Origin of the sequence: Serinicoccus hydrothermalis, assembly GCF_001685415.1 — a bacterium.
Lineage (GTDB): Bacteria > Actinomycetota > Actinomycetes > Actinomycetales > Dermatophilaceae > Ornithinicoccus > Ornithinicoccus hydrothermalis.
In genome coordinates, this window is the sequence record NZ_CP014989.1 from 514,268 (window position 1) to 528,416 (window position 14,149).

Annotated in this window: 14 protein-coding genes; 6 read left to right on the forward strand and 8 right to left on the reverse strand. The window is 71.5% G+C overall.

Annotated elements, in window-relative coordinates:
• Positions 1-2: 2 nt before the first annotated feature.
• Positions 3-1,604, forward strand: coding sequence for a TIGR03767 family metallophosphoesterase (locus SGUI_RS02415; RefSeq protein ID WP_066635777.1), 1,602 nt, complete (start codon positions 3-5; stop codon positions 1,602-1,604).
• A gap of 5 nt (positions 1,605-1,609) precedes the next feature.
• Here SGUI_RS02415 and SGUI_RS02420 read toward each other — a convergent pair whose 3' ends face one another.
• Positions 1,610-2,602 (reverse strand): LacI family DNA-binding transcriptional regulator, encoded by a 993-nt coding sequence (locus SGUI_RS02420; protein ID WP_066635778.1) that lies wholly within the window; start codon positions 2,600-2,602, stop codon positions 1,610-1,612.
• A gap of 149 nt (positions 2,603-2,751) precedes the next feature.
• Here SGUI_RS02420 and SGUI_RS02425 point away from each other — a divergent pair, with 149 nt between their 5' ends.
• Genes SGUI_RS02425 through SGUI_RS02445 form a run of 5 tightly spaced genes read left to right on the forward strand, consistent with a single transcriptional unit; the run spans position 2,752 to position 7,146 of the window.
• Positions 2,752-3,840 (forward strand): ABC transporter ATP-binding protein, encoded by a 1,089-nt coding sequence (locus tag SGUI_RS02425; protein WP_066635779.1) that lies wholly within the window; start codon positions 2,752-2,754, stop codon positions 3,838-3,840.
• Between the two features lie 19 nt (positions 3,841-3,859).
• A complete protein-coding gene (locus SGUI_RS02430) occupies positions 3,860-5,161 on the forward strand; it encodes an ABC transporter substrate-binding protein (RefSeq protein ID WP_066635781.1) in 1,302 nt (433 codons plus the stop codon).
• Positions 5,158-6,048 (forward strand): carbohydrate ABC transporter permease, encoded by an 891-nt coding sequence (locus SGUI_RS02435; protein ID WP_066635784.1) that lies wholly within the window; start codon positions 5,158-5,160, stop codon positions 6,046-6,048. Before SGUI_RS02430 ends, SGUI_RS02435 begins: the two co-directional genes overlap by 4 nt.
• Entirely contained in the window at positions 6,045-6,890 is an 846-nt protein-coding gene (locus SGUI_RS02440; RefSeq protein ID WP_066635787.1) for a carbohydrate ABC transporter permease, read from the forward strand. Before SGUI_RS02435 ends, SGUI_RS02440 begins: the two co-directional genes overlap by 4 nt.
• Positions 6,891-6,942: 52 nt before the next feature.
• The gene (locus SGUI_RS02445) at positions 6,943-7,146 is read left to right on the forward strand and encodes a hypothetical protein (RefSeq protein WP_066635790.1); all 204 of its coding nucleotides are present in this window, start codon (positions 6,943-6,945) and stop codon (positions 7,144-7,146) included.
• 10 nt (positions 7,147-7,156) lie between these two features.
• On the opposite strand, the gene SGUI_RS02450 is transcribed toward SGUI_RS02445, so the two are convergent.
• The 7 genes from SGUI_RS02450 to SGUI_RS02480 are packed head-to-tail and all read right to left on the reverse strand — an operon-like array spanning position 7,157 to position 14,125.
• Complete coding sequence (locus SGUI_RS02450) at positions 7,157-8,071, reverse strand: sugar phosphate isomerase/epimerase family protein (protein WP_066635793.1); 915 nt, start codon at positions 8,069-8,071, stop codon at positions 7,157-7,159.
• The gene (locus SGUI_RS02455; protein WP_066635795.1) at positions 8,068-9,267 is read right to left on the reverse strand and encodes a dihydrodipicolinate synthase family protein; all 1,200 of its coding nucleotides are present in this window, start codon (positions 9,265-9,267) and stop codon (positions 8,068-8,070) included. Before SGUI_RS02455 ends, SGUI_RS02450 begins: the two co-directional genes overlap by 4 nt.
• Positions 9,264-10,454: a Gfo/Idh/MocA family protein gene (locus SGUI_RS02460; RefSeq protein WP_191090934.1), complete on the reverse strand. Its 1,191-nt coding sequence runs from the start codon at positions 10,452-10,454 to the stop codon at positions 9,264-9,266. The genes SGUI_RS02455 and SGUI_RS02460 overlap by 4 nt, the downstream gene beginning before the upstream one ends.
• 4 nt (positions 10,455-10,458) lie before the next feature.
• Positions 10,459-11,271 carry an ABC transporter ATP-binding protein gene (locus SGUI_RS02465; RefSeq protein WP_083190437.1) on the reverse strand — a complete coding sequence of 271 codons (813 nt, stop codon included), beginning with the start codon at positions 11,269-11,271 and terminating at the stop codon, positions 10,459-10,461.
• Positions 11,261-12,013, reverse strand: a complete 753-nt coding sequence (locus SGUI_RS02470) for an ABC transporter ATP-binding protein (RefSeq protein ID WP_066635796.1) — start codon at positions 12,011-12,013, stop codon at positions 11,261-11,263. Before SGUI_RS02470 ends, SGUI_RS02465 begins: the two co-directional genes overlap by 11 nt.
• Entirely contained in the window at positions 12,010-13,260 is a 1,251-nt protein-coding gene (locus SGUI_RS02475) for a branched-chain amino acid ABC transporter permease (protein ID WP_237141430.1), read from the reverse strand. The genes SGUI_RS02470 and SGUI_RS02475 overlap by 4 nt, the downstream gene beginning before the upstream one ends.
• Positions 13,244-14,125, reverse strand: coding sequence for a branched-chain amino acid ABC transporter permease (locus tag SGUI_RS02480; protein WP_066635797.1), 882 nt, complete (start codon positions 14,123-14,125; stop codon positions 13,244-13,246). The genes SGUI_RS02475 and SGUI_RS02480 overlap by 17 nt, the downstream gene beginning before the upstream one ends.
• Positions 14,126-14,149: the final 24 nt, after the last annotated feature.

Here is a 14,149-nt window from a genome sequence, read left to right on the forward strand (position 1 = left end):
TCATGAACGCCGACGCCGCCGACGCCCACGGCCTCGACCACCGCGGCCCCCTGGACCGCCCGGTGGTCCGCGGGGAGGTCCTCACCCAGGGCAGCCGCGCCGCCTTCCACGGCCTGTCCGCCGGGGCGCGCGAGCACCACGTCGTGCGGACCGACCTCACGAGCGGGACCCTGTCCTCGCGTCCGCGCAGCCTGTGGCACGTCGCCCACCTCACCGACGTCCAGCTCATCGACGCCCAGTCCCCCTCCCGGCTGGAGGCGGTGCACGCGCTGGGTCGGCGCCCGGAGACCCGGCTCATGCTGCCGATGCAGCGCCCGCAGGAGCTGCTCGCCGCCCACGCCACCGAGATGCTCGTGCGCCGCATCAACGAGCACCACGGCTCCCCCGTCACCGGTGCACCGCTGCAGGCCGTGATGACCACCGGCGACAACGTGGACAACATGCAGCACAACGAGCTGGTCGCCTTCCTCCGGCTGCTCAGCGGCGGCACGGTCGACCTCGACTCCGGGGGTGCGGCATACCAGGGCGCCCAGGACGGCAGCGTCGACTGGGCGTGGGCGCCGGAGGACCCGCACAACCGCTGGGGCCGGGACCACGGCTTCCCCACCGTCCCCGGCCTGCTGGCCCGCGGCCTCGAACCGTTGGCGGCCAGCGGTCTCGAGATCCCGTGGCTCACCTGCTTCGGCAACCACGACGGCCTCATCCAGGGTCGGGTCCCGGCGAGCCCGGAGCTGCGGCAGATCACCCTGGGTCACCGGAAGGTGAGCAGCGTCCGGGCCGAGGACGTCGCCGACTTCACCGGGGACCCGCTGCCGGCCTTCACCTCCCTGACCTGGCCGGTCGAGGCCGACCCGGAGCGGCGCCCGTTCAGCCGCGAGGAGTACGTCGCCGCGCACTGGGACCGGGGCCTGCCCGACGGGCACGGCTTCACCCGGCGCAACGTCGAGGACGGGACCGCCTACTACTCCTACGACGGCTTCGAGGGGCTGCGCCTCGTCGTGCTCGACACGACCAACCCGGCGGGCGTCTTCGAGGGGAGCATCGACCGGGAGCAGCTCTCCTGGCTGCGCGAGCAGCTCGACCAGGCGGCGGCGCAGGACCTCCTGGTGGTCGTCGCCTCGCACCACCCGCGCACCTCGATGACCAACGACCTGCTCGCCCCCGGCGCGGACCCGCAGCAGGAGGCCAGGGTGCTCGGCGAGGAGGTCGCCGACCTGCTCCTGGGCCACCCCCACGTCATCGCCTGGTTCAGCGGGCACATCCACCGCAACCGGGTCGCGGCCCACGTGGGCGCGGACGGCCGGGGCTTCTGGGAGGTGAGCACCTCCTCGGTCATGGACTGGCCGACCCAGGGTCGGCTGGTCGAGCTGGTCGACCACGGGGCGGGTCTGCTCTCGCTCCGGCTGACGATCCTCGACCACGACGGCCCGCTGCGTCCCCGCTCGGTGGAGACGGTGGCCGACCTGGCCGGCTGGCACCGTGCCCTGGCCGCCAACGACCCGTACGGGGTGGGCGGCTTCGAGGCGCACGGGTCCACGGTCGACCGCAACGTCGAGCTGCTGCTGCCCGACCCCCGGCGCGGCACCTCAGGGGCCGCCGGGTGAGCGGGTCAGCGCGGCGGAGCCGTCGAGGAGCGCACCACCAGCTCGACCGGCTCCACGTGGTCGGAGGTGTCGGCGCCAGGCCGGAGGCGCTGCACGATGGCCCGTCCGAGCTGGAACCGGTCCAGCCGCACCGTGGTCAACGGCGGGTCCAGGAGCTGGGAGGTCGCCAGGTCGTCGTGCCCCACCACCGACAGGTCGGGTCCGACCCGCACCCCGTGGTCGCGCGCCGCGCGGTAGACGGCGTGGGCGGTGAAGTCGGAGTTGGTGACGATGGCCTGCGGCGGGTGGGGGCCGCGGAGCAGGTCCGTCGTCACGCGGTATGCCTCGTCCAGGTTGAGCGCCGTCTCCACCGGGTGGGGCGTGACGCCACGCTCCCCGCAGCGCTGGAGGAAGCGCTCCAGGCGGTCGTGGTCGGCCATGACGCCCGCCGGTGCGGAGTAGAAGGTGATGTGCCGGTGGCCGAGGTCGTGCAGGTGGTCGACCGCCAGGTCCACCGCCGCGACGTTGTCCGGGCCCACCCTGGTCACCCCGTCCTGGTGCGCGACGGCGTTGACCACGACCGTGGGGCGACCGGGGCACAGCTCGTGCCACAGGTCCACGGCGTCGCCGGAGCCCACGGGCGCGATGGCGAGGCCGTCCACCCGCTGCTGTGCCAGCCGGCGCACGTGCTCGCGCTCGCGCTCCACCGAGTAGGCGGAGTCCACGGCGAAGACCGTGCCGCCGCTCTCGGAGGCGGCGTCCTGGGCGCCCCGCAGCACCTCGAGGAAGTAGGGGTTCTGCATGTTGCGGACCAGGACCCCGTAGCTCCCGCTCAGCCCGGTCCGCAGGGCCCGTGCGGTGGGGTCCGGCCGGTAGCCCAGCTCGGCGGCCACCTTGAGGATCCGCGCCTTGGTCTCCTCCGCGACCCCGTCGCGGTCGTTGAGCGCGAAGCTCGCCAGGGCCGACGACACCCCCGCCTGCTCCGCCACGTCGCGGATGCTCGGTCGTCCAGGGCCCATCGCCGCTCCTCCACCGTGTCCTGCCCGACTGTCGTCCCTACGTGGCACCAGGATGCCCTGTTGACGATCTTAATCGATTTAGATAGCGTGCGTCCATCGGCGGCGTGCACCGGCGCGCGACTCCCCCGACGGCTGAGCATGGAGGCCTGATGTCCGAGGTGCAACTGAGCGGCGTGACCAAGTCCTTCCCGGACGGGCACGGGGGTCGCACCGACGTCCTCCACGGCGTGGACATCCTCGCCCCCTCCGGCGAGTTCGTGGTCCTCCTCGGTCCCTCGGGGTGCGGCAAGTCCACCTCGCTGCGCATCATCGCCGGCCTCGAGTCCGCCACGGGCGGCGACGTCCTCATCGACGGCGAGCGGGTCAACGACGTCCCGGCGGCGAAGCGCTCCATCGCGATGGTCTTCCAGAACTACGCGCTCTACCCGCACCTCAGCGTCATGGAGAACATCGTCTTCGGGCTGCGGGTGCGCCGGGTGGGGCGGGCCGAGCGCCAGGAGCGCGGCCTGGAGGCCGCCCGCAAGGTCGGGCTCGAGGCCTACCTCGACCGCAAGCCGAGCCAGCTCTCCGGCGGGCAGCGGCAGCGGGCCGCCCTCGCCCGGGCCCTGGTCTCCGACGCCAAGGTCGTGCTGATGGACGAGCCGCTGTCCAACCTCGACGCCAAGCTGCGCCACCAGATGCGGATCGAGCTGCGCACGCTGCAGCGCGAGCTCGGTCTCACCGTGATCTACGTGACCCACGACCAGGTCGAGGCGATGACGATGGCCGACCACGTGGTGGTCATGCGCGACGGCTTCGTGGCCCAGGCGGCCGCCCCGGTCGACCTCTACACCGAGCCGGCCGACACCGACGTCGCCTCCTTCATCGGCTCGCCCCCGATGAACCTTCTACCCGCCCGCGGGAGCGACGCGGGGCTCACCGTGTCCGGCCACCCCCGGCCGTGGTCGCTGGACGCCCCGGTGGACACTGACGTCGTCGTCGGCATCCGGCCCGAGTCCCTGGCCCTCGACGGCACCGGGCCGCTGGAGGTGCTGGGCCGGGTGCGCACCGCGGAGGTCCTGGGCGCCGAGACGCTGCTCACCCTCGAGGGGCCGGGGGGCGACACCTTCGTGGCCCGCCTGCCCGGCATCTCGCGCATCGGCACCGGCACCGACGTCCGGCTCACCACGACGCCCGACGACCTCCGCTTCTTCGACCCGCGCACGGGCCGGAGCCTGACCACCCCGGCATCCGCCTAACCCCAGAGAGGTACCTGTCATGTCTGCTCCTCGCCGCACCCTCGCCCTGGCCGCCACCCTGTCCGCCGGCGCGCTCGTCCTCACCGCCTGCGGCGGTGGCGGTGGCGCCGGCTCGGACGGCTCGGTGGACCTGACGATGTACTACCCCGTGGCCGTCGGCGGGCCCCTGACCGACGTCGTCGACGACCTCATCGCCTCCTGCACCGAGGAGAACGAGGGCATCAGCGTCGAGGCGGTCTACAGCGGCACCTACGCCGACACCATGACCAAGGCCCAGACCGCCTCCCGCAGCAACCAGGGCCCGGACCTCGCGGTGCTGCTGACGACCGACCTCTACACGCTCATGGACGGCGAGCTCATCGTCCCGCTCAGCACGCTCGACGACGACCTCTCCTGGACCGAGGACCGCTTCTACCCGGCATACCTCGCCTCCGGGCAGGCGGAGGACGAGCTGTGGAGCCTGCCCTTCCAGCGGTCGACGATCGTGCAGTACCACAACAAGGACGTCTTCGAGGAGGCCGGGCTGGACCCCGAGGCCCCGCCCACCACCTGGGACGAGCTGGAGGAGCAGGCGGCCACGATCCAGGACTCGGGGGCGGCGGAGTACGGCCTGGAGATCCCCTCGACCCAGTTCGGCAACTGGATGTTCCAGGCCATGGCCATCCAGAGCGGGGTGGAGGACACCGCGGGCGTGGACGGCATCGTCGACTACCTGGACGCACCCGGGTCGGTCGAGGCGCTGGAGTGGTGGCGGTCCATGACCGAGAGCGGCATCATGCCCAGCGGCACGACCGAGTGGGCCTCGACGCCGGAGGACTTCCTCCAGGGCAGGACCGGCATCATGTGGCACACCACCGGCAACCTCACCAACGTCCGCAGCAACGCCGACTTCGACTTCGGGGTCTCGATCCTGCCGGCCAACACCCAGCCCGGCTCGCCCACCGGCGGCGGCAACCTCTACGTCTTCGACCGCGGCGACGAGGAGACGCGGGCGGCGGCCTACACGATCGCGCGGTGCCTCACCGAGCCCGAGCGCGCGGCCGAGTGGTCGATGCGCTCAGGGTACGTCGCGACCGGCCCCGAGGCGTGGGAGACCGACACGATGGTCGACTACGCCGAGGAGTTCCCGCAGGCCGCGGTCGCCCGGGACCAGCTGGAGGTGGCGGTCGGCGAGACGACGTCGCACGAGAACGGCCGCGTCTCGCAGATGATCAACGACACCATCGCGGCGGTGCTGACCGGCCAGGCCGAGCCGGAGCCGGCGCTGACGCAGCTGCAGAGCGACATCGACGGCGTCCTGGCCCCCTACCAGGGACGATGACGGCGACGACCCCCGCCGCCCGCCGGGGCGGGCGGCGGCTGGGCGACCAGGCCTTCGCCTGGGCTCTGCTGGCGCCCGCCTTCGTCGTGCTGATCGCGTTCACCCACTACCCCATCATCCGGTCGGCGTGGTCCTCGGCCCACGGCCGCAACGGGGACCTGGGGACGGCGCAGTACGAGCGGCTGGTGCAGGACCCCGTCTTCTGGCAGGTGTTGCGCAACAACCTGTGGTTCGCCGTGGGAACGGTGCCGACGTCCATGGCGCTGGCGATCCTCATGGCGGTGTGGGTCAACAACAAGCTGGTGGGCAAGTCCTTCGTCCGGCTGGCCTACTTCACCCCCACCATCCTGCCCATGGTCGCGGTCGCCAGCATCTGGCTCTTCTTCTACTCCCCCGGCATCGGGCCGATCGACCAGGTGCTCTCGGCGCTCGACATACCCACGAGGAACTGGTTGGGCAACCCCGACACGGTCCTGCCTGCGCTCATGGTGATGATGATCTGGAAGCAGGCCGGCTTCTTCATGATCTTCTACCTCGCCGGGCTGCAGAACCTCTCGCCCGAGCTGGAGGAGGCCTCGAAGCTCGAGGGCGCCTCCCGGTGGTACCACTTCCGGCGGGTCACCTTCCCGCTGCTCATGCCGACGACCCTCTTCGTCTTCGTGGTGGCCCTGACCGACGCCTTCAAGATCATCGACCACCTGTTCATCATGACCGGCGGCGGACCCAACAACGCCTCCAACCTGCTGCTCTTCTACATCTACGACACCGCCTTCTCCTTCTTCGACCCCAACTACGCGGGCGCGCTGACGATGGCCCTCGTGGTCATCCTCGGGCTGGCGGCGATCCTGCAGTTCACCGTGCTCGAGAGGCGGGTGCACTACCGATGAGTGCCGACGTGGACACCGTGCCCGGCCGGGGCGGCCTGCGGATCGGTCGCGGCCTGGAGACCCTCGGGGCCTGGCTCCTGGGCATCCTGTGGCTGCTGCCCCTGCTGTATGCCCTCTGGGCCTCCGTGCACCAGCGCGAGGCGGCGACGACCTTCGACCTCACGGCCCCGCTGACCTTCGACAACTTCGTCTCGGTCTGGCAGGGGGCGCCCTTCGGTCGCTACTACGTCAACACGATCCTGCTCGTCAGCGGGATCCTCGTGGGCCAGCTGGTGCTCGGCGTGCTGGCTGCCTACGCCTTCGCCCGGTTCCGCTTCGTCGGCAGCAACATCGCCTTCGCCCTGGTGCTCGTTCAGCTCATGATCGCCCCGGACATCCTCATCTCGGAGAACTACACGACGATGGCCTCGCTGCAGCTGGTGGACACCATCCCGGCCATCGGCCTGCCCTACATCGCCAGCGCCTTCGGCATCTTCCTGCTCCGGCAGACCTTCAAGTCGATGCCCATCGAGCTGGACGAGGCCGCCGAGATCGAGGGAGCCGGACGACTCGGACGGTTGTGGCGGGTCTACGTTCCCCTCGCCAAGCCGACGCTGGTCGCCTACGGGCTGGTCTCGGTGAGCACCCACTGGAACAACTTCCTGTGGCCCCTGGTCATCACCAACAGCGTCAACGCCCGACCGCTCACGGTGGGGCTGGCCGTCTACAACGGCACGGAGTCGGGCATCGACTGGACGTTGCTGTCCGCGGCCACGATCCTCGTGGTGGCACCCCTGCTGGTCGCCTTCCTCATCTTCCAGCGCCAGTTCGTCCAGAGCTTCATGCGCGCGGGCATCCGCTGACGTTCACGTCGCGTCCACCCCGCTGTCACCCGGGCGGACTACGTTCGGCCGGGTGGCCAAGGAGCTGGAGTTCATCAAGGGCGTCGACAAGCTGCACGCGTTCTACACCGAGCACGTGCGGATGCTGGCGCACGCCTACGACCTGAGCGACGAGGACGCGGCGCGGATCCTGGACCGCTTCGACTTCAAGAACGTCTCCCGCTCGATCCTCGCCCCGGCGCGCGTGGACCTCTTCGCGGCGCCGCCCGAGCTCTGAGCGGGCGGGCTCAGAGGGAGGGCTCGACCAGCTCGACGTAGCGCCGGGCCATCGTGGCGACGACGTCGGCACCTGGTGCGGCCCACACGTCCGCGTGGAAGATCTCGACCTCGACGTCGCCGGTGTAGCCGGCGGCGCTCACCTGGGCGGTGATCCCGGGGAAGTCGATGTGCCCGTCGCCCATCATCCCGCGGCTGAGCAGGGCGTCAGCGGGGAAGGGCGTGATCCAGTCGCACACCTGGTAGCTCGCGATCCGTCCGGCGGCGCGCGCGATCTGTTGCTCGAGGCCCGGCTCCCACCACACGTGGAAGGTGTCGACCACGACGCCGACGGTGGCGGGGTCGAACTCCTCGGCGATGTCCAGCGCCTGCCCGAGGGTGGACACGACACCGCGGTCCGCGGCGAAGATCGGGTGCATCGGCTCGATGGCGAGCAGGACGCCGTGGTCGGCAGCCACCGGCGCGAGCGCGGCGATCGCCTCCACGGCGCGCTCCCGGGCCGCCGGCAGGTCCTTGTCGCCCTCGGGCAGGCCACCCGGCACGAGGACCAGGGTGGCGGCCCCGAGGGCGGCCGTCTCCCGGACCGCCTCGACGTTGGACGCGTGCGCGGCCGCGAAGGCGTGCGGGTCGCTGACGGTGAAGAAGCCGCCCCGGCAGACCGAGGACACCCGCAGGCCGGCCTCCCGGACCCAGCGCACGGCCGTGTCCAGGCCGACCTCGGCCACCGGCTCGCGCCAGACGCCGATCGAGCCCAGCCCGGCCGCCACGCACCCGTCGACCGCCTCGCGCAACGACCACCCGGCGCACGTCCGCTGGTTGAGCGAGAGCCGCCGGAGGCGCGGGTCCCCCGGCTCCGGGGTGGGGATCGTTGCCGGCCGGCCGGACGGGACGTCGAGGGCGGGCGCGGCCTGCGCGACCGAGGTCATGGGCGCAGCCCTGCTCCCGCGAGCCAGGTGAGCATCCGCTCCGCGGCGAGGTCCGGGTCCGGCAGCAGGCGGGCCTCGTTCGCCAGCTCGAAGACCCGGGCGAGGTGAACCGGGCTGCGGGCGGACTGCATACCCCCGACCATGACGAAGCCGGGCTGCTGGCCGGTGAGCCAGGAGAGGAAGGCGATGCCCGTCTTGTAGTGGAAGGTCGGGCTCTCGAAGATGTGCCGGGACAGCGCCACGGTCGGCGCCATCTCCCGGTCGTAGGTCCCCAGGTCGCCCTCGTCCAGCGCGGTCAGCGCCGCCGACGCGGCCGGCGTGATGGCTGCGAAGGCCCCCAGAAGCGCGTCCGAGTGGTGCTCCCCGTCGCCCCTGATGAGCTCGGGGTAGTTGAAGTCGTCGCCGGTGTAGAGCCGGACCCCCTCGGGCAGCGCTGCCCGCAGACCGACCTCGTGCTCGGCCGAGAGCAGGGACACCTTGACCCCGTCGATGTCCTCGGAACGCTCGTGCACGAGGCGCAGGAAGGCCTCGGTCGCGGCCGGGACGTCGGGGCTCCCCCAGTAGCCGGCCAGCGCGGGGTCGAACATCTCCCCCAGCCAGTGCAGGATCACCGGCTGCTCGGCGCGGTCCAGCACGGGGTCGAGGACGGCGCGGTAGTCCGCCTCGCCCGAGGCGGTCGCCGCGAGCTGGCGCGAGGCCATGACGATGACCTGCGAGCCGGTGCCCTGCACGAAGTCCACCTCCTCGAGGTAGGCGTCGCGCACCGCCCCGAGGCTCGAGGCGTGCGGGGCGTGGTCGGTCCCGGCGCCGCTGGCGATCCGGGCGCCGAGCTCAGCCGCTTGGGCCGCGCTGCGCGAGACCAGCTGCTGCACCGCGACCCAGTCCAGGCCCATGTTGCGCTGGGCGGTGTCCATGGCCTCGGCGACGCCGAAGCCGTAGCGGAACAGCCCCCGACGGAAGGCCAGGGTGGAGTCCCAGTCGACACCGGCCGGCGACCCCGGCGTGTTGTCGGCATACGGGTCGGCCACGACGTGCGCCGCGGCGAAGGCGACCCGGCTGGAATAGGGCTCCGGGTGGTCGGCCCAGTCCCGGGGCTCGTGCAGCCGCACCGGGCGCCACCGTCCGTCCGCGCCGGGGAGCCGGATCGCGGTCGAGGTCGTGCCCGCCGGCGCGGTCTGCGCCGTCGCCGTGCTCACGCGACCGGCTCCGGGGTGCGCACCGGCTCGGGTGCGGGGGCCGCGACCTCGGCCAGGTCGACGGTGCGACGCTCCTGCGAGGAGCGCAGACCGGCCTCGACCAGCTGCAGGCCCCGCACGCCCGCCGCGAAGTCGTAGGGGTGCGGGCGACCGGCGTGCACGTCGGCGAGGAACTGCTCCCACTGGGCGCGGAAGCCGTTGCCGAACTCGGTGTTGTCGGGGATCTGCTCCCACTGGGCGCGGAAGTCCTCCTCGGTCGGCAGGTCCGGGTTCCAGACCGGCTTGGGCGTGCTCACGCTGGGCTGGATGCGGCACCCGAACAACCCGGCGACAGCCGATCCCCGGGTGCCGTCCACCTGGAACTCGACGAGCTCCCCGCGGTCCACGCGCACCGCCCAGGAGGAGTTGACCTGGGCGATGACGCCGCCCTCGAGCTCGAAGATGGCGTAGGCCGCGTCGTCCGCCGTCGCGCGGTACTCCCGGCCCTGCTCGTCCCAGCGGGTCGGGATGTGGGTCACGGCGCGCGCCGTGACCGCCTCGACCGCGCCGAAGAGGTTCTCCAGCACGTAGTTCCAGTGGCAGAACATGTCGAGCACCATGCCCCCGCCGTCCTCGGCCCGGTAGTTCCAGCTCGGGCGCTGGGCGGGCAGCAGGTCGCCCTCGAAGACCCAGTAGCCGAACTCCCCCCGGACCGAGAGGATGTCCCCGAAGAAGCCGGAGTCGATGAGCCGCTTGAGCTTCATGAGGCCGGGCAGGTAGAGCTTGTCGTGCACGACGCCGTTGATGACGCCCGCCGCGGCGGCCGCGTCCACCATCTCCTGGCCGTCGGCGACGCTCTCGGCGATGGGCTTCTCGGTGTAGATGTGCTTGCCGGCGGCCATGGCCTTCAGGATCGCGTCCTTGCGCCGGCTGGTGACCTGCGCGTCGAAGTAGACGGTGGCGCTGTCGTCGGCGAGGGCGGCGTCGAGGTCGGTGGTCCACTCGGCGACGTCGTGCCGGCGGGCCAGCTCCTCCAGCTTCTCGGCGTTGCGGCCCACGAGGATCGGCTCGACCTGGAGGCGGTCGCCGGAGGGCAGCTCGACCCCCCCGGCGTCGCGGATCGCGAGGATGGACCGCACCAGGTGCTGGCGGTAGCCCATGCGGCCGGTCACGCCGTTCATGACGATGCGGATGAGATGGGTGGCCATGGTGTCAGGTCCTTTCGGGGGCGGTCGTGGTGAGCTGGTCCGGACGCCTGTCGTCGCTGTCCGGGGTGGGGTCCGAGGGACCGGTGTCGCGCTGGCCGCCGCCGAGGTAGAGCTCGGCCAGCTGGGGGTCCCGGAGCAGCTCCGGCGCGGGACCGGTGATGTGGACCCGTCCCAGGTCGAGGACGCAGCCGATGTCGGCGGTCTCCAGGGCGCGGCGGGCGTTCTGCTCCACGAGCAGCACGGCGATGCCGGCCTCGCGCATGCGCACGACCTGCTCGAAGACGACCGACGTGGTCTTGGGGTCCAGCCCCATGCTCGGCTCGTCCAGCAGCACCACCTTCGGGCTCACCATGAGCGAGCGCGCGAACTCGACCTGCTTCTGCTGCCCGCCGGACAGGGCACCGGCCAGGGCGGCCCAGCGGTCGGCGACGACGGGGAAGAGGTTCTTGACGAACTCGGTGCGCTCCTGGACGGTCGCCCTGTCCTTGACTGTGTAGGCCCCGAGCGCGACGTTCTCCGCGACCGTCATCTCCTTGAAGACGCTGTGCCCCTGGAGCACGTGCGAGAGACCGTGCCGGATCATCATCTGCGGCCCGGAGCCGGTCACCTCCTCGCCGTCGACGACGATCGACCCCGAGCGCGGGGTGAGCATGCCGCTCGCGACCTTGAGGACGGTGGACTTGCCGGCCCCGTTGGGGCCGACAAGGCAGACGACGGAGCCGGCCGGCACCTTGACCGTGAGCCCGCGCAGCACCAGCGCCGCGCGGCCGTAGCCGGCCTCGATGTCGTTGAGCTCGAGAAGGTTGTCAGACGCCAAGGTAGGCCTCCAGCACTCGGGGGTCCTGCTGGACCTCGGACGGCGTGCCCTCCGCGATGGGGGCACCTCGGTCGAAGACGACGATGTGGTCGGACAGGCTCATGACCATGTCCATGTTGTGCTCGACGATGATGAAGGTCCGACCCTCGGCGTTGAGCTCCTGCACCAGCGTGCCGATCCGGCCGATGAGGGCCGGGTTGACGCCGCCCGCCGGCTCGTCGAGCAGGATGGTGTCGGGGTCGCCCATGAGCACGCCGGCCAGCTCCAGCAGCTTCTGCTGCCCGTAGGAGATGTCCTGCGCGAGGGAGTCCTCCAGGTGGTCGATGCCGACGCGTCGCAGCAGCTCGCGGGCCCTGGCCACCTGGGCGCGGTTCATGCTGGAGCCGACCAGCTGGCCCCACCCGGTGGGGCGGACCGCGACCAGGAGGTTCTCCAGGACGGTCATCCGCGGGAAGGTCCGGCACAGCTGGAAGCTGCGTCCGATGCCGGCCGCGCAGATCCGGTGCGGCGCCCGGCGGGTGATGTCCCGGCCCCGGAAGCTGACCCTGCCGGAGTCCGGGGCGATCATGCCGGTGACGATGTTGAAGAACGTCGACTTGCCGGACCCGTTCGGGCCGATGAGGGCGTTGACCTTGCCGTCGTGGAAGGTCACGCTCGCGCCGTTGACCGCCTGCACGCCGCCGAAGGCCTTGGAGAGCCCCTCGGTCTGCAGGCTGGGGCGCACGTCCTGCTGCACGCTCATGCTCGTCCCTTCCCGGTGCTCGCGTGGGGCACCTCGCGGTCGCCCGCATCGGTGCCTGAGTCGGTATGCCCGTCCGCGGCCTCGTCGGTCGCGGCCCGGCGCTGGGCGTCGATCGCGCGGTTGCGCTCGAGCAGGTCCGCGGCGGTCTCCTCCCGGATGGAGGTGGACGCGGGCCGGAAGCGGTGCACCAGCCCGAGGAGCGCGGGCACCACGCCCTCGGGCATGAAGAGCACGACGACGGCCAGCAGCAGCCCGAGCGCGACCAGGTGGAACTGGCTGTCGCCGTACTGCGCCTTGAAGACCTCCATGGCGTAGCCGACGACGACCGCACCCACCACCGGCCCGACCAGCGAGCGGATGCCGCCGAAGAGGGACATGAGCACCATGTAGGAGCCGGTGAGGATGGAGAACTGGAAGACCGGGTCGAGGTTGCCGAACCACAGCGCGTACAGGCCTCCGGCGAGGCCGGTGAAGAAGGCGGAGATGACGAAGACCACCAGCTTGTAGCGGAACGTCGGCACCCCGAGCGCCTCGGCCTTGTCCTCGTCCTCGCGGATCGCCTTGAGGCCGGCCCCGAACTGGGAGCGGTCGATGAGCCACCACACGAGCAGCGCGAGGCCGATGAGGACGAGGAAGAGGAAGTAGAAGCGGGTGTGCTGCTCCGGGCGGAGCACCGAGCTGTCGAACGGACGCGGCACGCGCAGCCCCTCCGACCCGCCGGTCACCGACGCCCAGCTCTGGAAGACCAGCAGCAGGATGAGGACCAGCGCGATGGAGACGATGACGAAGGACGCGCCGCGGACCCGCAGCGAGGCGATGCCGATGGGGATCGCGAGCAGCGCCACCGCCACGGCCCCGAGCACCAGCGCGACCCAGGGGTTGACCCCGGTGTGCGTGGTGAGCAGCGCGACGGCATACCCGCCGAGGCCGGAGTAGGAGGCGTGGCCGAGGGACATGTAGCCGGTGAATCCGCCGACGAAGTTCCAGCCGACGGCGAGCGCCGCGTAGCTGGCGATGACGACGGCCACCGAGAGGATGAAGGCGTCCGGGGCCAGCCAGGGCACCATGAGCGCGAGGACGAGGGCCACGACCCCGAGCCCCACCTTGGCCCAGCGCAGCCGGGTGTCGAAGCGTCGGCCGGCGCTGTCGTCCGGGCGGGACGGCGCGGCGGGCTGGCTGGTGGCGGTGGTCGAGGACGTCGACGCGGACGATGACGCGGACGTCGCGAGGTCAGAAGCGTTGGGCAAGGCGACCTCCGAAGAACCCCTGCGGGCGGACCATCAGGGTGAGGAACAGGGCGACGTAGAAGACCGTCTGGGCCCAGGTGGTGCCCATCGGGATCTGGAGCAGGCTCTGGCCCAGGCCGAGGACCATCGCCGCGATCGCGGCACCCGGGATGCTCCCGAGACCGCCGACCACGATGATCGCCATGAGCGGACCGATCCAGTGCCAGTGCAGGGACGGGTAGATGGTGGAGTCCAGGGCCAGCGCCGTCCCGCCGACCGCAGCGGTCGCCAGGCCGAGCCCGAAGCCGTAGCCGGCGACCTTCTCGGTGTCGATCCCGAGCAGCGCCGCGGCCTCCTTGTGCTGGATCGTCGCGCGCAGCGCCTGCCCGAAGCTCGTCGCCTTCATGAGCAGGTAGAGCGCCAGCAGGCTGACCGCCGCGAGCCCGAAGACCACGAGCTTGACCACCGCGACGTTGGCCCCGAGGACCTCGAAGCTGGCGGTCGAGTAGCTCAGGCTGATGCGCCGCTGGGTGCCGGTCCAGACGAAGCCGAGCATCCCCTCGATGATGAGGGCGATGGCGAAGGTGAGCAGCACCGACATCATCGTGAGCGTCGCCGGCTTGAGCCGGGAGAGCAGGAAGCGCTGCATCACCACGCCGAGCACGAAGAACAGCGGCACGCTCGCGACGAGCGAGAACAACGGGTCGATGCCGGTGGCCCGGTGGAAGGCCCAGGCCAGGTAGGCGGCCAGGATGAGGAACGCCGAGTGGGCGATCATCACCACCCGCATGACCCCGAAGTAGAGGGTCAGTCCGGCGGCGAGGAGGGCATACAGGCCCCCCAGCAGGATCCCGAGGATCACCGCCTGGGTGATCAGAGCCGTCACGGGGTCATCCCTTCTGTGGTGGGG